This is a genomic window from Marinobacter sp. V34, assembly GCF_055524115.1.
Window position 1 is genome coordinate 1 of the sequence record NZ_JBUPZY010000004.1, and the last position, 18436, is coordinate 18436.

Sequence of the window (18436 nt, forward strand, 5' to 3'; positions counted from 1 at the left end):
ACCGGCGACGACGCTGCACTCCGGTTATGACTTCGATTCTCTCCACCTTGGACACTCCTTTGCACTAGGTCTATGCCTAGGCCTTTGCTTCTACCAAGGTGTCCGGTTTAAATGGGGGCTACTACAGGATGACACGACGCCTCTGCTTTGCACGGAGGCCAATTTAGGCCTTGCTGTCACATAACCCGAATGTCCGCTTTGCGACCTTACCGCACAGCAAATCGCTTCTATCGGTTCACTGTCACCACTGGGCTGAACGAAGTAAACATTATTTTCCTGATTATCACCAACTGTGCCCTCCCAACTCCCGGCTTGGTTAAGGGGCAATGGGAGATTTATCGGTTGAACGGTGCTCGAACGGGGGCAGGACAAACGCCGCTGTAAAGTAGGTAGCGGATTGCCTTACCGTACTCGGGATCATTGTATTCTTCCATGCGCGCGGCTTCCTTCTCGGCATTTCGTCTCACAAACATGTTCTGTGGCGGTTCCGATTTTTCTGAACTCGACATTGCTGGGAGGCCCTCGAAAACTGAAGTTTACCTAGATTAACTTGATTCGAATGTGCTTTGCCAATTCCAATTCGGCCGATCCTGCAAAATCATGGATTCCGGTTTGCGGCGATTTTCAACCCAGTTGTCCAAATGACCGCGTTTAAGCGGCCAGTTTATTGCGCTCAACTTCCTGCAACTTAAGCGCAAGGATAGGGTAAAATTAAAATCCGTATTAATGTTATTTTAACGGATTTTTGTCATATCGTCAGGGAAAGCTCACTCCCATGGGCAGTCCGGACTTCCCCATTCATTTCCGACGGGGCCGCCAACAGCGCCTTGTAGTTTCCGCTTCTTGATCCAGGCGATGGCAATGTCGTCCATAATTTCGGCAGGGATTTCCACGACCAAGTTATCGATGGCTCCTTCACGCGTTGTTTCTTTTGTAACCGAGTATTCACGAGGCTTGGTGAGCTCAAAGAAAACATTCCTTGGCTCATCATCCAGATACTCCTGAAAATAGAGGTGGTGTCGCTGCCCACCAGTAATCGATGCTTTCGTACTCATAGATCTCACCCGCAATACTTTGGTCCAAGTAGCCATCATGCCACTGAAGTAAGTTAGCTGGCCAGCATCAAAGCTCTTAAACATGTCCAAATCGGGTGTGAGCAAGAGGATCTGAAAATTCAGAAGAAACATACTCTTAGGCGAGTGGACGACGAATTAAGTACTTTCTGTGAAAATTTAGTACTTCTTGTGACGATTCTTTAGTACTTTCTGTGTTCGCCCAAAAAGAGCTAACAGTTCGTCCATCGCTCAAATCCTGTAGTGCGCATAATGTATATTATGTTAAATTCTATAATAAACTTCAGCTGAAACCCATCCCAAGCCCCCTCACTCTACTCGACAAAACTCACTCATCTGGCCACCCATATGAAATTTGACGCGAATTGAGTTGACTCTGTAGCTGCTACAGAGTTTTTAATCACGGCTAGCAACGGGCTCTGTGAAGCTCATAAATCAACAATCGATGGAAGCACCCTTACGATGAAAGGCGATCTGAAAGCGTTCTATCAAGCAGAACTTATAGCCTCGCGCGAGGCTGAGGATTCGGGTGACTTTTCAAAGGCGTTCGCGCACCTTGAACGCGCTCATATTTTGAGTCAGAAATACGCAATCCCGCATACTGCTACCCACATACGCATGCTCAAACTTGGTTGGCGGATGCGTGACATACGAGAAGTCGTTGGGCAGTTTACTCGAACGTTCGCCGCCTTGTTGTTTTCTCGCATATGGGTTCCAGTTGGAAATACTGGGCGTGCGAACGTCAGTCCGTTTGCGCCAATGCCTTTGCCTGAAGATCTCGCTCTTGTGCTTCATAAGGAGAGTCGTCACTAGGCTAGAAAATGAAACATCGAGCATGGCCCACTTTCAGTCGACGTAGCCACCCACTGCCTGCAGAATCGTCTGTGAATTGTTGGGGGTCACCCAGGCTGCGATAGCGTTTTGTTTCTGGCCTTTTTCGGGGAATTCCGGAAGTGTAATGGTCCAGCTTTTCTCTCCGGGTACTGTTATCAACTTCAACACCACAAATTCGTGTGAGAGTTCACGGCCCCGGTTTTCTCCAGCCTTCACGGATGTTGTTAACCCCATACCGAGTATGGCTATATGCAGCTGGCCGGCTTTCTCGCCATCAAATTCCGCCTTAAAGCGACGTTCGTCATTAACACTAGCCTTGAGTCCCCCGACCTGTTTCGTGTCGTCTGTCCAGGTGCGTTGCCCGCGAAACCATTGGCGCCATTCTTTGTTGTTAATAACAATACCCGGAGTGTAGGACTGACTAACGTGCCCTTCCCGCACGTACTCACGCTGGCGTTCACTAAAAGCAGGTTTTGCAAACGGATCTTTCCAGCCAATGTAATCCCAGTAGTCAACGTGGAATGCCATGGGAACGAACCCCTTGAAAAGCTCAGGATTGCTCTTCAAAGAACTCAGCCAGCGATCAGCGGGCGGACAGCTGCTGCATCCCTCTGAAGTAAACAACTCAACAACGTCGGTTCTACTCGTTCCGCTACTCCACTCTGCGGCGTTGGCAAACGACGGCGACAGGAAAAGCAACGCAAGAAACCATCTTGTCATGGGAACCTCACAAGAGATTGGCCATCTATATTAATGGATCAGAGCAAGAGGTGACGGTTTTGGTTCCTCCCCAAACATAACGTTTCTATAACACTTGGTGACGGCTCTTCTCCGATTGTCGTTTACATAATGTTGCGAGAAATATGACCTTGTGATGTTTGCGAGGTTTGATAGCAGTATAAAATGTAGCTCCTCCAACGCAGGAATCTCAGGATTTTGGACAGATGAAAGGCCCAAAAAGATGTCGGTATATTCGGTACTTCATGGTTCTGATCTTTGTTTCGTTTAGTCCTACGTTGTTTGGAGCGAGCACCATTAAAATTAGTACCGGGCAATGGCCGCCGTACCTAGGCGACGATCTACCTGATGGTGGTTTTGTCTCCCAGATTATTCGTGAATCCTTTAAAAGCGAAGGTGTCGACGTAGAGTTTGCGTTTCTTCCATGGTCGCGGGCGCTGGCAATGGTTAAATCCGGAAAGTATCAGGCTTCTGCGGTCTGGTCCTGCACGGAGTCAAGAAGCCGTGACTTCCTGTTCTCCTCTCCTCTTCTGCCGTATCAATACGTTTTCTATCACCGCGCTGATGAGACTTTTGACTGGGATGCCCTGGTGGAGCTGAAAGGAAAGAGAGTTGGTCTGACACAGGATTACAGTTACGGCGAAACTCTCAGTGGCGTTATTGAGAGTGGTTTCGTCGACGCCGACGTCACCACCTCCGATGCGGCTAATTTCAAGAAACTGCTCCTTAAACGCATTGATTTGTTTCCCATGGATCCCGTCGTCGGTGAAGCGATGATAAGAAAGCAATTTGCTTCCCAGGCGTATCGCCTGACATTTCACCCCAAACCGCTCCGGAAAGCGTTTTACCACTTGGTGTTTAACGCGGAGTCAGCCGGCCTCAGGCAGGCATTCAATGATGGGTTAACCAAGTTGCGCAACAACGGTAGGTATCAAGCCATCATTGAAAAAGCGGTCGCTGAGAACAGCACGCCAAGGACCGCCCGGATACTGGAAGACAAACTCGTCAATTGGAGCAGCACAGTGGCGCCCTGCTCCCCTCCGCCTGCCAAGTAATACGGGTTTGGTTGTATCGTTAGGTTCCATTCCGTTTAAGACTTGCTTATACGATGAATGCAGCTAAACTCCTATTCAGCTTGCATTTTTCGTCGCTGTTTGGCCAAAAAGTGTGCCATCCCTGGCAGTGTGACCGCCGGGTTTGTCAGTAGCGGGTCTCGGAGTGCAATCATTGACTGAATCGTTTCAAATAATGCTAAGAGTAAAGTGCTGAGATTGCGCATGCAGGAACGTCTATCGCCCCTAAGCAGAGCTTTACGCCCCAAAGTGGTTTCGAGGGTGGTAGCCGCCGTTCTTTGCTATTCAGCCTCTTCCAATGTTGTTGCCGCGGACGACTCCCTTTGGGACATTCCCTTGGAAGAGCTCGGTCAAATTCGTGTTGTCTCAATTGCCTCTGGCACCGAAACACCGCTGGATAAGGCCGCTGCGATCACTTCAGTTATCAATGCGGACGATATTGCAGCCATGGGCGCCACGGACTTGGACCAGGTACTTGAAACAGTGCCTGGGCTCCATGTGAATCACTCCGATCAAGCGTTCTCACCCAAGTATGTGTTTCGGGGTATTACTTCCAGCAATAACCCTCAAGCACTGATGCTAATCAACGGAATCCCCGCTACCACGATGATGTACGGAAATCGCAGCAACGCGTGGGGTGGCATGCCAGTTAAGGCGATCGAACGAATCGAAGTTATCAGGGGCCCTGGTTCTGCGCTTTATGGTGCTGATGCCTATTCCGGCGTCATCAATATCATTACCAAAGGCCCCGAATCAGTGGATGGTCAAACGATTGGAGGAAGGGTTGGGAGTTTTGATACTCGTGGAGGCTGGTTGGAATCTGGCCACCAGGTAGGCGATCTGGGCATGAGCATGATTCTTGAGTATCAAACCACCGACGGATGGCGAGAAACGGTCGAGCGAGATGCTCAAACAAACTTTGACGAGATGTTCGGTACTTCAGCTTCTTTGGCGCCCGGCCCCGTCAATACAGGTGTAGATCAGTTGGATGCTCGCTTTGAAGTTGGCGGCGAACAATGGACTTTCCGCGCAGGACTCCAAGACCGCAGCAACCTTGGCACTGGCCCGGGCGTTGCGCAAGCCTTGGATCCAAAAGGCGAATTCTCCTCCAGGCGGATTAATGCAGATTTCGGCTATCGCTTGCCTGATCTTGTTGACGCGCTGGATGTGGAAGCACGGGTATCTTATTTCAATATAACCCAGGAACCAGAGAACGACATTGTACTCTACCCGCCCGGAGCCTTTAACGGTGATTTTCCGGAGGGTTTGATTGGAAGCCCGGGATACAAGGAAAACCAGGCTCGCTTCGACCTCAGTGCGATCTACCGTGGCTTTACAAATCATCGCATACACATAGGTTTGGGGGGGCTTTGGGCTGATCTGTACGAGGTCACTGAAAGAAAGAACTTTAATCCTGATTTTAGTCCCAAGGGTGCCGTGGTTGATGTTTCAGGCGACCCGACTGAGGTTTGGATGCCCGAAGAGGATCGCAACAACTACTATGTCTTTGTGCAAGATGAGTGGCAGTTCGCCCAGAATTGGCAACTGGTAAGCGGTATTCGTTTCGATGACTATTCGGATTTCGGCAATGCAGTAAATCCCCGAGCTGCTTTAATCTGGGCAACCACCGACACAATCACCACCAAGCTCCTATACGGACGGGCATTCCGTGCCCCTTCGCTAAATGAGCTTTACGTGGCGAACAACCCCGTCACGATGGGTAACACGGACTTAGGCGCGGAAACGATCGATACGTTGGAAATTGCTGTTTCCCATCAACTGAGCGCGCAGGTGTTCTACGGTATTAATCTGTTCTACTACGAGATTGATGATTTAATCACGGCAGTTGCTGTCACCGGCCCAGTATCTCAGGAGTACCGGAACTCTGAGGAGCGGACAGGGCATGGTGGTGAAGTTGAATTCTCCTACAGTCCAATCGACGAAATAAAGTTAACGGCGAACTACGCGTATCAAAAGTCGACCGATGAACGAAACAATTCTGGTGTTGGCGAAGCACCGAACCATCAGCTGTATGGGCGTATGGAATGGAGTGTAAGCCCGATTTGGAAGTTTTCCACGCAGGTCAATTGGGTTGGCGAGCAGAAGCGAGTGGCCAATGACCCCCGCTCCCCAGTGGATGACTATGCAACCGTGGATTTAACACTAAGAGCCGTTGATGTTTTGCCCGATTGGACGCTTTCTTTTGCGGTAAAGAATTTGCTTGACGAAAATGTTAGAGATCCCAGTCCCTATGCAGATCCCATCCCCGCAATCCCCAATGATTTTCCAATGCCAGGGCGACAAATAGTTGGGGAGCTTCAATACCGTTTCTGAAGCTGTTTCCCCCAAAAGTGCAAATCGCTCAATCCGACCGCCATTTACGTTTGGCCGGACCACCATAAACGATACTCTCGCAGCGCACTGGAAAAAAACTACCTTCAGGTTTGTCCCTGGTGTCCTGATAACATGGAGCCATTCCTGTCACGAAACATGGGGTGAGGAATAATTGGTACTCCTGACACGTCAAGCCCATATCGGCTGCAAGTCCTGCGTGAACTGCCGCCACATTCATCGAGTATCCATGTTTCTCATCAAGGTGCTGATGTACGTCTAATGCCATCTGGAGATAGCGACCGCCCGCCAATCCAAGTTCTCGGGCCTTATCGAGTGTGTAGGATATGCGTTCGTCAGTTTTTGCCAGCGGGCGGCCATAGCCGTATAGGATTCGCCCCTTTTGTTTTTCCTGATCGACAAAATCTGTTAGCTGGCCACCATCATCACACCACTGCCCCGCCCGGTAGAAAAAATCCAGAGCACGAACTTCCGGTCTGCGGCCATATATGGACGCTTCAGAAACACTCATGCCGGCCATCAGCGCGAGTGACGGCGTGGTTCGAACGGTTCCTGCCAGCGCGGTCACATGGTTGGGCCAAATGGATGCATCCGGGTAACTGGTCGAAACCCAATAAAAATTAAGTAGTTTGGCAACATTCTCACCAGGATCTCTGCCTAAGATGGCGTACAGATAGAGATGTATCCAATCCATTTCACCCAACTCTTTATGCAGGTCTTTGCCATGCATAACCACCCGATCGGATAAATACGCCTTTCCTTTGTAGGTTAACCACCGGCTCTCAGTTTCAAAAAGGTGCTCATGACTCATTGTCCATCCTCCCCATAGGAATCGGCAGAAGCCGGGCCGGGGTCGTCTGCCAATTCGATAGCTGGTCCGTAGTATGGAAACTTCTTCCACCCCATTCCCTTCTGTTCAATTGCATGGGCGGCGGCTCCGGGCAGTCTCAATATGAGGTACAACATGCTGGCCTGGTCTTCGTTAAGGTCCAGATCTACAAAAGCCGCCGCAGCAACACCACTCAGGGCGAGAGGATAGCCGACGGCTAGCTCGAGTTCTTCCCTGTGTTTTTTCAGCCATCGGAGCGCACCATCTTCAGGGGCTAAGTTAACGAGATACTGCAGCGCCTGCCATACCGGCGTAGTGATGGACTTCCCGTTGGGGTCAAACCCTGGGGCATGTTCCATTGGTAGCCAAATATCAGCCCTCTCATCCTCTTCTGGGTTGAAGAGCTTTTCAATCCATTTTGGGAGGTCTCTACCGCATTCACGCCAGAGTCTGACCGCAACAGAAACTTCCTGTGCACCGCCATACTGACCGGCTCCCACTGCCAATGCCGCCATAAGAGCAGAACTGTGATTGGTGCCCGCTACCCCGGCATTCATGGCGGCCCTGACGCTTGCTTCTCTGGGGCCTGGATTCGCCAGTATCATGGCAAGCTTTTCCAAAAGCCCTGTTTTTCCGGGAGCGGGCTTTTCACCATCAAACATGAGCAACAGATAATCGAACCAGTGAGCCTGGGGGACGATTTCGCCATAGACATCGTAGCCTGAGCAAAAGCACTGCTTGGCTGCGAATGGGTTGGACTCTTCCGGCTCTTCCAGCCAAAAGTTAGAGTGGTAGACATAATTGGAAGTCATATACAGTGCTCTTTATCTTTAAGCGGCGCCAGTTAAAACCTTCATTCTGGATCCCATGGGCGGAACTTCATCCCTGTCAACGATTACGTCCAATAAACACGGGCCTGGTCTCTGCAGGATTGATCCAAGATCCAGGGAAAGCAGTTGTTCCATTGTTTCAATGCGATAGGACTCTATCCCCATTGCTTTAGCCATATCAGCGTATCGAATAACCGGCAAACTATTACCAATTGGCTCTCCGCCACTGAGGCTTTGCCCGTGCCTAACCATGCCTAGCGCGGAATCGTTTAGTACAACCATGAGCAGGTTGAGATTCTCCTGCAATGCGGTGGTGATTTCCTGACCAGCCATTAAATAGCTACCATCGCCTGTAAAACATACGACCGGGGCGTTCTTTAAAGCTGCTGCTACACCTACCGAAGCCCCTATCGCCCAACCCATTGAAGAAAACCCAATACCAATATGAAAAAACTTCTTGGAAGGATCCTGATCCTCATGACGGCGGATATTCCAATGATGAATGCCCCAGAGGAAGCTGTTGCCACTGTCCATAAGCACCCTGGAGTTTGCGGGGCACTCCCTGCTCAAATAGGTCATTAGAGCCTGTGGCTTTATCTTTCCGTTGAAATTCTCACAGGCTGCCCGGTTATCGAGACGTATCTGTGCGGGTAATTGCGCATGATGCGCTGTCGTTGAGACAAAACCTCCGCCGATTTCAATCGCGAGTTCGTCTGCAATAGACTTAAGCATTAGCTTTGGCGAACCCAGAATGACCAATCGGGCCATCGTAGATCGGGTGAGGTGTTCAGGATTTCTCGATATGTGCACTAAACGCTCAGAGAGTATGGCTGTCGTATCCCATCCGGAGGTTGATACTTCGTCCAGAGCGGACCCAACCACCAGTACCAAATCTGTGTTTTCGGTTTTGAGTGCTTCCGCTGCGCTTTCATGTCCCGCAAATCCGAAGACTCCACGGTATAGCGGGTGATAGCTATCGACGATCCCTTTGCCGCGAGGCGTAGTCACCATCTGCCAGTTCCTCGACTCCGCCAGGCTAACTAAAGTATCCGCAGCCTCCGCTGCGCCCTCCCCCAGCACAACGGTTACTTTTGAAGCCGCCGACAGCTCATCTAACAACAGCCGGATTGAATCTGGGCTTGGCGCAACGTTGTGATGAGTAAAAGCTCGTAGATTGTGGTGGCTGGAGTCATCGGAAACAGGGTGTCTCATCACATCCAACGGAATGCCCAAGTGCGAGGGGCCCGGTTGGTTTCCCAGTGCATAGCTGACAGCCTGAAGCAACTTGGTCTCAAGTTGGGCAGTATGCGAGACGAACGTGTTGTAACGTGTGCAACGGGCAAACATCTCCATGGTGTTGATGCTGGTGCAAGAACTTTCTTGAAGAGATCCCTGTCCAAAGCGATCAAGTGACGTCTGAGCTGAGATAACGAGCATAGGAATGTTGTCAGCATAGGCAGACGCCACACCCGTTATCAGATTTGTTGCGCCAGGACCCGCCGTTGAGCAACACACACCCAGTCGACCTGTTTCCCGGGCATACCCCTCGGCCATGAACGCCGCGCCCGCTTCGTGTCTTGAGATGACCGCTTTGATACCACCACGTCTTTCGCTGCGAGCAAGCGCATTATAAAAAGGCTCAATACTCCCGCCGGGAACCCCAAATACATACTCAACTCCCAATCGCTCAAGATAGCGAATAATCAAGTCACCATTTTCGAGCATTGATAATCCTTTTGGAGGTTACGTCCATTGAAGTATGAATAAAAACGGAAGGTTAACTATTCCAGCGGTCGAGGCTTGGAAATCCCATATCCCTGGGCGTAATCGAGTCCCAGTTCGACCAAGCGGGCTCTTACCTCGTCGTTCTCGACAAACTCGGCAACCGTCCTGAGTCCAGCGGAGTGGCCAATTCGGTTACATGCGTCGACGATGGATAAATCGATTGGGTCGTCCAGCAAGTTGCGGACGAAACCACCATCAATTTTCAGGTAGTCCACTGGGAGGGCTTTCAGATAGGAGAACGAACTCATGCCCGCGCCGAAATCATCAAGCGCGAATTTGAACCCCCGCCTTTTGGAGGAATCGATAAACTTCTGAGTCGCGTTCAAATTGGCAATCGCGGAGGTTTCAGTAATCTCAAAGCAGATACGTTCTGGAATGAGCTTATACCGCTCCGCCAACTGGCTGATGTACAGAAACAGTTCTGGTTCGTTAAACGAACTTCCAGACAAATTGATAAAAAACGTTCCTGTGCTCTCACGGCCAAGACCCGTGCGATCAAGGTAATCAAATGCCAGTTGAATGACCTTGCGATCAACTCTTGTCATCAAGTTGAAGCGTTCCGCCGCGGGAATAAAGGCACCAGGGGGTATTATGTCATCCCCCTCGTTCAAGCGGACCAGGAACTCGGTTCGATAACCATCGGAGGCTTCTGGCTGAAGGGCGACCATCTCCTGCTGCCAGAGGCAAAAACTGTTGTTTTGCAGGGCCTGCTGAATTCGGCTGGTCCAGTTCATATCCCGCTGACGTTGCTGCATATCAACGTCGTTGGTTTCGTACAGCTGGACATTGTTTCGCCCCCGATCCTTGGCAGCATAGCAGGCCAAGTCGGCATGGCTGAGAAGTTCGCCAGCACTGTTGTAGTTTTCGTTGATCAAAACCATACCGATGCTGAGCGACACCGAGAACGGCTTGTTCTGCCATACAAAACGGAATTCGTGGACCTCTTCGCACAACTTCTCGGCGACCTTCTGCGCGTGAACCGCATCACAACCTCGCAGCAGTACCCCGAATTCGTCGCCGCCAAGGCGAGCCAGGGTGTCATCAGAGCGAATTTGATGTGATAGCAACGCGGCGACCTGCTTAAGCAAGTGATCACCGGCTACATGACCGCAGGTGTCGTTTATGATCTTGAATTGGTCGAGATCAAGATAGAGCAGTACATGCTGGCTGCCAGTCTTATGGGTGTCTTCGAGCGCCTGTACCAGTCGCCGTTCGAACTCTCGACGGTTCACAAGATCGGTCAGGCTATCATGAAAGGCCATATGCTCCAGAGCATTCTCGGCAACACGCTTGGCCTGACGCATGAATCCTTCACGTACCTCCCGGTCAATGGCGGGAATCAGTCGGGACAGGTTGTCCTTCATGATGTAATCCTGCGCACCCGCTTTCATGGCAGTAACGGCAACGCCCTCACCGATCGTTCCGGATACGATGATTACTGGCAGGTCCTTGCAGTACTTCTTGGTCAGCTCCAATACTCGAAAGGAAGAAAAACCTGGCATGTTGTGGTCGGTAATGACGATATCCCACTTACCCCGGCGAAGGGCATAGGACAGACGGTCTTCGCTGTCTACCAACTCATGATAGGGGGCGATGCCTCCTTTGCGCATCTCTCGCAGTAGAAGCAGCGCATCGTCTTCTGAATCTTCGACGATCAACATCCGTAGAGGGCTGGCTGTGTCTGTCAATGGCCTTACCTTTTTAAAACGAGCGAACCGCACCTGCCTTGGGCACTTTATTGACAAAAAGCCAATAGCGGGCAAGCAACTTCATTTGTTCCGTAAACTCCCGATAATTGATCGACTTGGTGATAAAGCTATTGGCCCCCAGGCGGTATGCATTCAACAGGTCTGCCGGTTCATCAGAGGATGTAACCATAACAACTGGCAGCCAGTTGGTCAGTGGTGAGGAGCGAATGCCTTTCAGGACCTCCAGGCCACTGACCTTTGGAAGCTTTACATCAAGCAAAACAAGACCGAGCGAATCCAGATCTTTACACGGCTGCCTGGCATCGTTGCCAAACAGGAAATCCAGGGCTTCCTGCCCGTCTTCTTTCACGATGACAGGGCTGTTTTCGCTCGCACTCTTGAGAGCTCGCACTGCCAGAACCTGATCATCCGGGTTGTCTTCAACCACAAGGATTGAATGGCCATCCATGATTTTATTTGCCCTTTCAATGAATTGCATAAATAGGTTAAATCTGACTACAGTCTAGTCCTGATCTCCCGAAACAGGCAACTTCACAATAAAACTCGCACCCTCACCCAGTTGTGACGTGGCGGAAATATCGCCATGATGCCGGCGAACCACACGGTATACGGTCGCCAGGCCAATACCCGTGCCACCGAACTCTGACGGCGTATGAAGTCGATTGAACGCCACGAACAGTTTGTCGATGTACCTCATATCGAAGCCGACACCGTTATCACGGACCTCAATAGAGACCCAGCGCCCCTCTCTTCTCGATAACACTTCGACGATTCGTTTTTCTTCTTTGGCGCTGTATTTCCATGCGTTCGCCAGCAGGTTCTGGAATGCAACACGCAGCATTCGGCTATCGCCTACAACCCACATAGCCGGCTGTATGAGAATTTCCGTTGGCACATCATCACTGATGCCTTGCAGTTCTTCCGCAATTTCTTCCAACATCTGGCTCAAGTCTATTGTCTGATTTTCCATGGACTGTCGGCTGACGCGGGAAAGAACAAGCAGTCCGTCGATCAGGCCAGCCATCCGTACACTTGCCGCGCGGATTCGCTTCAGGTAATCCTTACCGATGTCATTCAACTGGTCGCCACAATCTTCTTCCAGTGCTTGCCCAAACCCTTCAACAGCTCTAAGGGGCTGCCTCAGGTCATGGGAGACCGAGTAACTGAATGCCTCCAGTTCACGGTTGGCCATGCTCAGCTCGGAAGTCCTGGCCTCGACGATGCGCTCCAGGCCGTCACGGCTCTCCAGGATACGGCGGTTCTGTTGCTGGATGGTGCTGATCATCTCGTTGAAAGTGTTGCCCAAGCGCCCGAGTTCGTCGGTGCCGGTAACCGGCGCACGAATTGAATAATCGTGATCCTGGGCAATGCGCTCGGCAGTCTCTGAAAGCTTGAGAATAGGTTCGGACACAATTCTCTGTAGCCTGAGGGCCAAAAACACCAGCGCGATCAGGATCACCGCACCGATACCAGAGGCAACGAATACGAAGGTCCGGATATGGCCCCGCAAAACTTCAAGGTGTGATGCGAGGAAAAGCTGCCCGACCACTTCGTTGTCCAGTGTGACCGGCATCAATAACCGATAGACGTCCTCGACGAACCCTACTTCCAACGACGAACCAACCGACGGGCATTGGCCCTGCTGCCGGCCTGAAAGAGACGTCATTACATTGCCCTGCTGGTCGTAGACACAGGCCTGCCGAATGGTGTCGATACGCTTGAGGCTGGCGATAATGCTGCTCAGCTGTTCGTTGTCTTCAAATACCAGGGCGGCAGCGGATTGTTCCGCCAGGATGCCGGCAATGACATGAAGCTCGGATTCGAGCTGCTTCCGGTAATTCTGGTTCTCAACAAAAATGAGGCTCGCGCAGACCAGGGCGATGCCAAGTGCGCTGGTGAACAGCGTGAGAAAAAGCAGTTTGGTTTTAAGCCGCCAGTACCGCCACCGCCCAATCATCTCAGGACCCTCACTGCCAGCTCCAGAAGTCTGGAGTTAATGGTCAGGCCCGCTTCCATTGCGGCTTTCAGGCTGATCTCGAAACGAATGACATTACCCTGCTTTACGTAACCGACAATCCCGCCTTTGCGAATGAAGTCTGGCAAATCACTGACTGTCAGTATGCCTTCCTGGCTCTGGGCCATTTCGAGAAGTTCGTCGACATTTCTGGACTGGGACTGGCCTATATAAAGTACGTCGCATCCCGCAATGTCGGCCGGAACGCTGGGGTATCGAAGCTGCAGTTCCCTGCCCTGGGATTTACGACCTTGCATGGGATCAAGCAGGTTGCCAAAGGGGTCATCGCCGTAGATGCACACGTCAAGAGGCGCGGAAGCGGTTGCCCCGTTTGACCAAGTAATAAAGCGTGTGAAGTTGTAGAGGAACGCCGCTTTGACTTCATATTCCGAGCGTATAGATGCATGCGCCGACGCCAGGCTGAGACACAGGCTGAGAACTAGGGGAATAAGATATTTCAGGTGATCCCTCACAAGTCGGCCACGAAACGAATAGTCATGTTGAAAAATAAATCATATGGGAGCCCGGCACCTACGGAAGGTTAGCACCCGTTTCGCTGGCGTCAACTGTATCGTAAATCTGTACTCCCCCAATAGCACCCTTCTGTGCCTGTTCCGCCAACACTGGAGCAATAGAATTTTATCAGGCACCGGAGGTGGAATATGAACATCAACAAAGTCCTGTTTCGAAGGATCAAGCGCTATATCGATAACCAAAAAACCCGCACTCGCCTGAAAAGACGCCTGCGGGGAATGCCAATGAGAGAGCTGGACCGATTGGCATGGGACATCGGAACAACCAGAGCCGAATTAGTGCGAGAAGCACACAGCCCGTTCTGGAAGACCCGTCGCTGAACCCCAGCCGGGGATCAGTGCGGTGACTATTCACGCCAGAATGGCTTGTGTGCCTCCTCTGCCAGGCTGCCGTAGGGCAGACCTATGTCTTTTTCGATCAGTTGGGTGTTCATTTCATACAGCGACTGTCTCAACTGGTACCGGCGGCTCCAACGCCCCGAGTAGCGTTTGATGGCTGCGATGGCCCGCCTCAGGGTAGTGCTCTTTGAGGGAACACATGCAATCGATGGTGCTTGTCCGAGTGTTTGGTTGACGAGGGTGGCTTTCATTTTCATCTTCCTTTAAATATGAACGATGACTACAATGAAACCATTCTCGACCCGCTTTAATAGGTCGTCCATCGACATTATATGAACCCGGTGTTCGGAAAATATGAACATAAAGCTGGACAGGCTCAAGTCCTTTCTTCTGGTAGCTGAAGAGGCCAATCTGACTCGCGCAGCCGCTCGACGTCATTCAACACCATCAGCGGTGAGCGAACACCTGCGCCAGCTTGAGGAAGAATTCGAGGTTCTGCTGTTCGAGCGGAGTAAACAGGGAATGTCCCTGACTACGGCAGGCGAGCGATTGCTCATGCCCGTTCGTCAGGTGTTTACCGCAGTGGAAGATGTACGTAACACTGCGCTTTCCTTGCGCTCGGTGCCTCACGCGACACTCCGCCTTGGACTGAACTCTCCGCCTGAATACCTTCGCGTAGACGAGGTGCTCCGCCGGAAGACGGACGCTCTCCCTCACCTCAACCTGGAAATGAAAACCCGGTCGTCAACCCTGATTGTCGAGCAAGTGCTTTCGGAAGAGCTGGATCTGGGGTATGTCTATGGCAACTGTGAGGACCCGAGGTTGAAGGTCGTGCCACTCACGCCAGTGCGTATTTCCGTTGTTGGCCCAGCGGATACGGAATTCGACACCCTACCGGCCGACTTCGACTCACGTCGGCGCCTGCCTTGGGTCTGGCCCAATCGGGACTGCCCATTTTTTGATTTCATGAAGGACCTGCTTGGCCCTCAGGCAAGCCTCTCCGAAGCGGCCACCAGTTCCGACGACGAGTATTCCACGGTGGTTATGGTCAAATCCGGTATGGGATTTGGGCTTGTCGAGCGGGAGTTCGCAGAGCAATCACAGAGCCGCGGTGGGGTGCGCATTTTTGATGATCCGGAGATGACCACCAACCTCAACCTGATATGTGGCGTGCGAAGCTATGAACGTTCAGAATTACGGGCACTGTTCGACCTGATTGTCAGTGAATGGAAACCGTAACGGTATTCTTACGCCTTGGTGAACTTGTTTACCGAGCTGATTTCCTCACCGTTCCAGATAAACTCGAAATGCGCCGTCTGGATAACACTGCGGACGTGCCTGGGGGTAAACAACCCCCAGCAGGCGTCGCCGGGCTTTCGAACAGAATGGTACCGAAGCCCTTCCGAGCCGGCCTTGTAGAGCCTGCGACCAAAATTTCGTGAAGCCTCGTAGCTGTCAGGATCGTAGATGGCATCCTCAAAAGAGAGGGTTGTGGCATCGTGCAGGTTCATCGTCCCGACCTTGCATTTAAGCCCGCGGAACACCAGCCGGTCGTAGCCCAAACCGTGAACGCCCTGCCAGTAGCGTGACTGGTGATAGGCCACTTCCGCGATGGCTGTATCGATGCTCTCCCCCATATACAGAACGCCATACTGGCCATCGCTGAAGCGGCTGCCTTCCGGGTTCACATGGGTAAACGGGCCGGTGGCGTAGGAACAGCCAGGGATTCCGAACGGGATCTCCGCTTTGTGGATCAGGTTGAGATTGCCCAACTCGGTTTGAAGACGGGGATTGGTGAGTGCTTGAAGTTCGTAGAGCGCGTCAAACTCCCCTGCGTCCGCCACATCATCAAACAGGCTGATGGGCGGAAATCTTGAGTTGATCAGGCGAAACCCGGTGATGCTTTCAGGTGTGATCGTTGACGGCAATTCCTGGCTCACCAGAGCCCCCCACGCAACACATCGATACGCCTGAACGTTTCATACAAGGCAGAAAACTGGCCCGTACTGATGATCTCAAGGGGGCTTTTGCCGTTGAAGTACGGATTGTCGTTTTTCAGGGCCATGAAACCGTAAACGTTCTTAGGGTTCTCGAAGATCATCCGCAGGCAGCCATGGATGTTGACCAGATAACTGAGACGCTCAATCTGGTCATGGGTCAGGCTCGCCTGCTCCGGCGCTTTACGATACTTGTAATACGCCGGGCGAGAGATCTGAAGGATTTTCTGTACCTGCTCCGGAGTGCAGCCCCAACGGTCCAGAATATTGAACACAGTCTTCAGGCCGACGCCGGAGACGTTGTTTTTTTCGACGGTTGCGAGTTTCTGCGCATTACTCATTACGGACACCACTATTCTCGGGCTTTGCCCATTGAACACGTAGTATCATTGTAGACATTATTAAACCATATGTCTATACGAAGACTTTCCGGACAATTCAGCCAGCGTGTTCTTCAGCCACGTCGGCCAGGCTCTTGTGCTCGCAGTCCTGCTTCGCGATGAAGGCGTCCGCCGAATCAATCAGGATGTTGTCGTCGCGCATGAACCGTCGACCCAACAACGCCGGATAGGAAAACCTCCCGCGGTCTGTGAGCGAGAACTCAGTCTTGTGACTGGTACCCGCAATACAAAAGTCCATAATCACCACAAAGCGGCGTTGCGAGGGGGCGCCCTTGCGCTTGATTTTAACCGTACGCTCGACGGGCAAGCTGAATTCCAGAATCACCTCTTCCAGATTTTTGCCGTCGGCGTCGTCTTTATCCTGGTGATCATCCAGCGGCAACTGAAAACTGACCCACTCTTCGTCACCTTTCATAAAAGGTTCAACATTGACAGCATGCAGTGAAGAGGTTTTGGCTCCGGTGTCCAGCCGGGCCTTCATGCGCAAGCCTGTGCCCTCAAGTACAAGCCATTCCACGAAGCCAAGCCGCTCTGGCACAGCGTTGTCACTACTGCTGCTCTCAGCCATGGCGATGGTGGGGGTCAAGATAGCGAGAAGCACTGCGACAACGTATTTTGTGGAGTTCGTCAACATTCAAAATCCTTTGTGGCGAAGTGTTTGAGTTCAGGAAAAAAACTCAGGAACCTGCGTTCGAGTTCCTGGTCGTGTGTTTTGATTTCTTCGATGATTCCGCTGAACGCATTCCGAAAACGTATGCGATCAGCGACCCGGTCCAGAGCATACCCAATGTTTTCAATATCCTGATATGAGTGGAACCAGTCGTGGAGCACGATCTGTTGGGTCACCCTCTGCATTTTTTCAGGCATTAACGACGCATTTTCATCGAGTTCCCGATAGACCTGCTCGATAAAGGTATCGGAATCCACATGACTAAAGCGTTGCCAGTTTCTTAACAGGTAGTGATCGTAGAGGATATCGAGGGCCACGCCCGAGAAACGTCGACGCTGAGGGGAGAACAACCGCTTGCTGGCAATGACTTGCGGATGCTGGTCGGTAAACGCATCCACCGCCCTGTGATGTTGCAGCCCTGCCCTGACCTCCCGGGGCAGCTCTTCCGGCACAATGCCTCTCGCGAAGTCCCCCAGCAGGCTGCCCACTCGAGCCTTGGGGGAATCCGGCGCTAGGAAAAGATGGGAAAGGTGATTCAAGCTGGCTCCCGGTAGTCATACGAAAGCTGTCGCGAAACAGGGTAGCAACAAACAATGGCGGCGAACGGCTCCGCCGCCAAAGTGCTATTCTGCCGAGCGTTTCTCTCTAACGCTTCAGAAGTTAAAGGTTACACCCAGCCCAAGGCCGTCAACCGTGGAGCCGTCCTTGTCATAGTAACGCATGTATTCCACGTTACCAGACACTTCCGGTGCCAGTTCAACATTCACACCCGCGCCATAGGAAAAGTCGGACTCATCCTCTGTGGTGGTACCCAGAAACGACTCTGCTTCCACTTCAACCCGGGTAACACCAAAAATAACGTAAGGAGTTGCGGGTGATTCGTTCGCCAGATTCAAGGTTGCGTAGCCGCCGAAGAAATTGTCCAGCGAGTAATCGACGCCGCCAATACGATCGTCGTCCACACCAAAACCAGCACGGGCTTCGAGCCCAAAGAAGGGCGACACCAAGCCACCAACCTTTGCGGACAGCGTGCCAACATCAACGTCGTCACTGCCGTTTTCGATATTGATAAAGCTGTAGTTCAGGCCCGCGTATAGGCTACCACCATCAGACTTGTAGACATCAGCGAAGGCACTTGGGGAGACCGCCATCAGAGGTGCTGCAGAAAGACCAAGCATCAATGCAATCGGCTTTTTCATTTGAATTCTCCTTTCGATTTCAAACCGAACTCGCAATTCGAAGTTGCATCAGGATGACGA

General features: G+C 51.8%; 20 protein-coding genes. 5 read left to right on the forward strand and 15 right to left on the reverse strand.

Annotated features, from left to right (window positions below; genetic code table 11):
- Positions 1 to 767: 767 nt before the first annotated feature.
- Positions 768 to 1055, reverse strand: coding sequence for a hypothetical protein (locus tag AC0B60_RS07740; RefSeq protein ID WP_465085183.1), 288 nt, complete (start codon positions 1053 to 1055; stop codon positions 768 to 770).
- Between the two features lie 480 nt (positions 1056 to 1535).
- On the opposite strand from AC0B60_RS07740, the gene AC0B60_RS07745 reads away from it, so the two are divergent.
- On the forward strand, positions 1536 to 1886 hold the full coding sequence (locus tag AC0B60_RS07745) for a DUF3703 domain-containing protein (protein ID WP_465085184.1): 351 nt from the start codon (positions 1536 to 1538) through the stop codon (positions 1884 to 1886).
- 33 nt (positions 1887 to 1919) lie between these two features.
- On the opposite strand, the gene AC0B60_RS07750 is transcribed toward AC0B60_RS07745, so the two are convergent.
- Positions 1920 to 2627 (reverse strand): DUF1223 domain-containing protein, encoded by a 708-nt coding sequence (locus AC0B60_RS07750; RefSeq protein ID WP_465085185.1) that lies wholly within the window; start codon positions 2625 to 2627, stop codon positions 1920 to 1922.
- A 224-nt stretch (positions 2628 to 2851) separates the two neighbouring features.
- Here AC0B60_RS07750 and AC0B60_RS07755 point away from each other — a divergent pair, with 224 nt between their 5' ends.
- A complete protein-coding gene (locus AC0B60_RS07755; protein ID WP_465085186.1) occupies positions 2852 to 3700 on the forward strand; it encodes a substrate-binding periplasmic protein in 849 nt (282 codons plus the stop codon).
- Positions 3701 to 3922: 222 nt separating this feature from the next.
- Positions 3923 to 6052 carry a TonB-dependent receptor plug domain-containing protein gene (locus AC0B60_RS07760; RefSeq protein WP_465085187.1) on the forward strand — a complete coding sequence of 710 codons (2130 nt, stop codon included), beginning with the start codon at positions 3923 to 3925 and terminating at the stop codon, positions 6050 to 6052.
- Between the two features lie 28 nt (positions 6053 to 6080).
- On the opposite strand, the gene AC0B60_RS07765 is transcribed toward AC0B60_RS07760, so the two are convergent.
- Genes AC0B60_RS07765 through AC0B60_RS07795 form a run of 7 tightly spaced genes read right to left on the reverse strand, consistent with a single transcriptional unit; the run spans position 6081 to position 13710 of the window.
- On the reverse strand, positions 6081 to 6881 hold the full coding sequence (locus AC0B60_RS07765) for a citrate synthase family protein (RefSeq protein ID WP_465085188.1): 801 nt from the start codon (positions 6879 to 6881) through the stop codon (positions 6081 to 6083).
- A complete protein-coding gene (locus tag AC0B60_RS07770; protein WP_465085189.1) occupies positions 6878 to 7711 on the reverse strand; it encodes a citrate synthase family protein in 834 nt (277 codons plus the stop codon). The genes AC0B60_RS07765 and AC0B60_RS07770 overlap by 4 nt, the downstream gene beginning before the upstream one ends.
- 18 nt (positions 7712 to 7729) lie before the next feature.
- Positions 7730 to 9454 carry a thiamine pyrophosphate-binding protein gene (locus AC0B60_RS07775; RefSeq protein ID WP_465085190.1) on the reverse strand — a complete coding sequence of 575 codons (1725 nt, stop codon included), beginning with the start codon at positions 9452 to 9454 and terminating at the stop codon, positions 7730 to 7732.
- Positions 9455 to 9510: 56 nt separating this feature from the next.
- On the reverse strand, positions 9511 to 11202 hold the full coding sequence (locus AC0B60_RS07780) for a putative bifunctional diguanylate cyclase/phosphodiesterase (RefSeq protein ID WP_465085191.1): 1692 nt from the start codon (positions 11200 to 11202) through the stop codon (positions 9511 to 9513).
- Between the two features lie 13 nt (positions 11203 to 11215).
- On the reverse strand, positions 11216 to 11671 hold the full coding sequence (locus AC0B60_RS07785; RefSeq protein WP_040474253.1) for a response regulator: 456 nt from the start codon (positions 11669 to 11671) through the stop codon (positions 11216 to 11218).
- 54 nt (positions 11672 to 11725) lie between these two features.
- A complete protein-coding gene (locus tag AC0B60_RS07790; protein ID WP_465085192.1) occupies positions 11726 to 13180 on the reverse strand; it encodes an ATP-binding protein in 1455 nt (484 codons plus the stop codon).
- Positions 13177 to 13710: a YfiR family protein gene (locus AC0B60_RS07795; RefSeq protein ID WP_465085193.1), complete on the reverse strand. Its 534-nt coding sequence runs from the start codon at positions 13708 to 13710 to the stop codon at positions 13177 to 13179. The genes AC0B60_RS07790 and AC0B60_RS07795 overlap by 4 nt, the downstream gene beginning before the upstream one ends.
- Positions 13711 to 13899: 189 nt before the next feature.
- On the opposite strand from AC0B60_RS07795, the gene AC0B60_RS07800 reads away from it, so the two are divergent.
- Positions 13900 to 14091, forward strand: a complete 192-nt coding sequence (locus tag AC0B60_RS07800) for a hypothetical protein (RefSeq protein ID WP_465085194.1) — start codon at positions 13900 to 13902, stop codon at positions 14089 to 14091.
- Between the two features lie 26 nt (positions 14092 to 14117).
- Here the strand turns inward: AC0B60_RS07800 and AC0B60_RS07805 are convergent, their stop codons facing one another.
- Entirely contained in the window at positions 14118 to 14360 is a 243-nt protein-coding gene (locus AC0B60_RS07805; RefSeq protein WP_465085195.1) for a DUF1127 domain-containing protein, read from the reverse strand.
- A gap of 103 nt (positions 14361 to 14463) precedes the next feature.
- On the opposite strand from AC0B60_RS07805, the gene AC0B60_RS07810 reads away from it, so the two are divergent.
- The gene (locus AC0B60_RS07810) at positions 14464 to 15348 is read left to right on the forward strand and encodes a LysR family transcriptional regulator (RefSeq protein WP_465085196.1); all 885 of its coding nucleotides are present in this window, start codon (positions 14464 to 14466) and stop codon (positions 15346 to 15348) included.
- Between the two features lie 8 nt (positions 15349 to 15356).
- Here the strand turns inward: AC0B60_RS07810 and AC0B60_RS07815 are convergent, their stop codons facing one another.
- The 5 genes from AC0B60_RS07815 to AC0B60_RS07835 form a co-directional block, all read right to left on the reverse strand.
- Positions 15357 to 16049 (reverse strand): RES family NAD+ phosphorylase, encoded by a 693-nt coding sequence (locus tag AC0B60_RS07815; RefSeq protein WP_465085197.1) that lies wholly within the window; start codon positions 16047 to 16049, stop codon positions 15357 to 15359.
- On the reverse strand, positions 16046 to 16447 hold the full coding sequence (locus AC0B60_RS07820; RefSeq protein ID WP_465085198.1) for an antitoxin Xre-like helix-turn-helix domain-containing protein: 402 nt from the start codon (positions 16445 to 16447) through the stop codon (positions 16046 to 16048). The genes AC0B60_RS07815 and AC0B60_RS07820 overlap by 4 nt, the downstream gene beginning before the upstream one ends.
- Before the next feature lie 97 nt (positions 16448 to 16544).
- Entirely contained in the window at positions 16545 to 17141 is a 597-nt protein-coding gene (locus AC0B60_RS07825; protein WP_465085199.1) for an ATP-dependent zinc protease family protein, read from the reverse strand.
- On the reverse strand, positions 17135 to 17716 hold the full coding sequence (locus AC0B60_RS07830) for an acyl carrier protein phosphodiesterase (RefSeq protein ID WP_465085200.1): 582 nt from the start codon (positions 17714 to 17716) through the stop codon (positions 17135 to 17137). Before AC0B60_RS07830 ends, AC0B60_RS07825 begins: the two co-directional genes overlap by 7 nt.
- 114 nt (positions 17717 to 17830) lie before the next feature.
- On the reverse strand, positions 17831 to 18376 hold the full coding sequence (locus AC0B60_RS07835) for a porin family protein (RefSeq protein WP_465085201.1): 546 nt from the start codon (positions 18374 to 18376) through the stop codon (positions 17831 to 17833).
- Positions 18377 to 18436: the final 60 nt, after the last annotated feature.

Coding starts and splice junctions, on each gene's coding strand:
- AC0B60_RS07740 (WP_465085183.1), bottom strand. CDS start 1,055: ATGAGTACGAAAGCATCGATTACTGGTGGGCAGCGACACCACCTCTAT.
- AC0B60_RS07745 (WP_465085184.1), top strand. CDS start 1,536: ATGAAAGGCGATCTGAAAGCGTTCTATCAAGCAGAACTTATAGCCTCG.
- AC0B60_RS07750 (WP_465085185.1), bottom strand. CDS start 2,627: ATGACAAGATGGTTTCTTGCGTTGCTTTTCCTGTCGCCGTCGTTTGCC.
- AC0B60_RS07755 (WP_465085186.1), top strand. CDS start 2,852: ATGAAAGGCCCAAAAAGATGTCGGTATATTCGGTACTTCATGGTTCTG.
- AC0B60_RS07760 (WP_465085187.1), top strand. CDS start 3,923: ATGCAGGAACGTCTATCGCCCCTAAGCAGAGCTTTACGCCCCAAAGTG.
- AC0B60_RS07765 (WP_465085188.1), bottom strand. CDS start 6,881: ATGAGTCATGAGCACCTTTTTGAAACTGAGAGCCGGTGGTTAACCTAC.
- AC0B60_RS07770 (WP_465085189.1), bottom strand. CDS start 7,711: ATGACTTCCAATTATGTCTACCACTCTAACTTTTGGCTGGAAGAGCCG.
- AC0B60_RS07775 (WP_465085190.1), bottom strand. CDS start 9,454: ATGCTCGAAAATGGTGACTTGATTATTCGCTATCTTGAGCGATTGGGA.
- AC0B60_RS07785 (WP_040474253.1), bottom strand. CDS start 11,671: ATGGATGGCCATTCAATCCTTGTGGTTGAAGACAACCCGGATGATCAG.
- AC0B60_RS07790 (WP_465085192.1), bottom strand. CDS start 13,180: ATGATTGGGCGGTGGCGGTACTGGCGGCTTAAAACCAAACTGCTTTTT.
- AC0B60_RS07800 (WP_465085194.1), top strand. CDS start 13,900: ATGAACATCAACAAAGTCCTGTTTCGAAGGATCAAGCGCTATATCGAT.
- AC0B60_RS07805 (WP_465085195.1), bottom strand. CDS start 14,360: ATGAAAGCCACCCTCGTCAACCAAACACTCGGACAAGCACCATCGATT.
- AC0B60_RS07810 (WP_465085196.1), top strand. CDS start 14,464: ATGAACATAAAGCTGGACAGGCTCAAGTCCTTTCTTCTGGTAGCTGAA.
- AC0B60_RS07820 (WP_465085198.1), bottom strand. CDS start 16,447: ATGAGTAATGCGCAGAAACTCGCAACCGTCGAAAAAAACAACGTCTCC.
- AC0B60_RS07825 (WP_465085199.1), bottom strand. CDS start 17,141: ATGTTGACGAACTCCACAAAATACGTTGTCGCAGTGCTTCTCGCTATC.
- AC0B60_RS07835 (WP_465085201.1), bottom strand. CDS start 18,376: ATGAAAAAGCCGATTGCATTGATGCTTGGTCTTTCTGCAGCACCTCTG.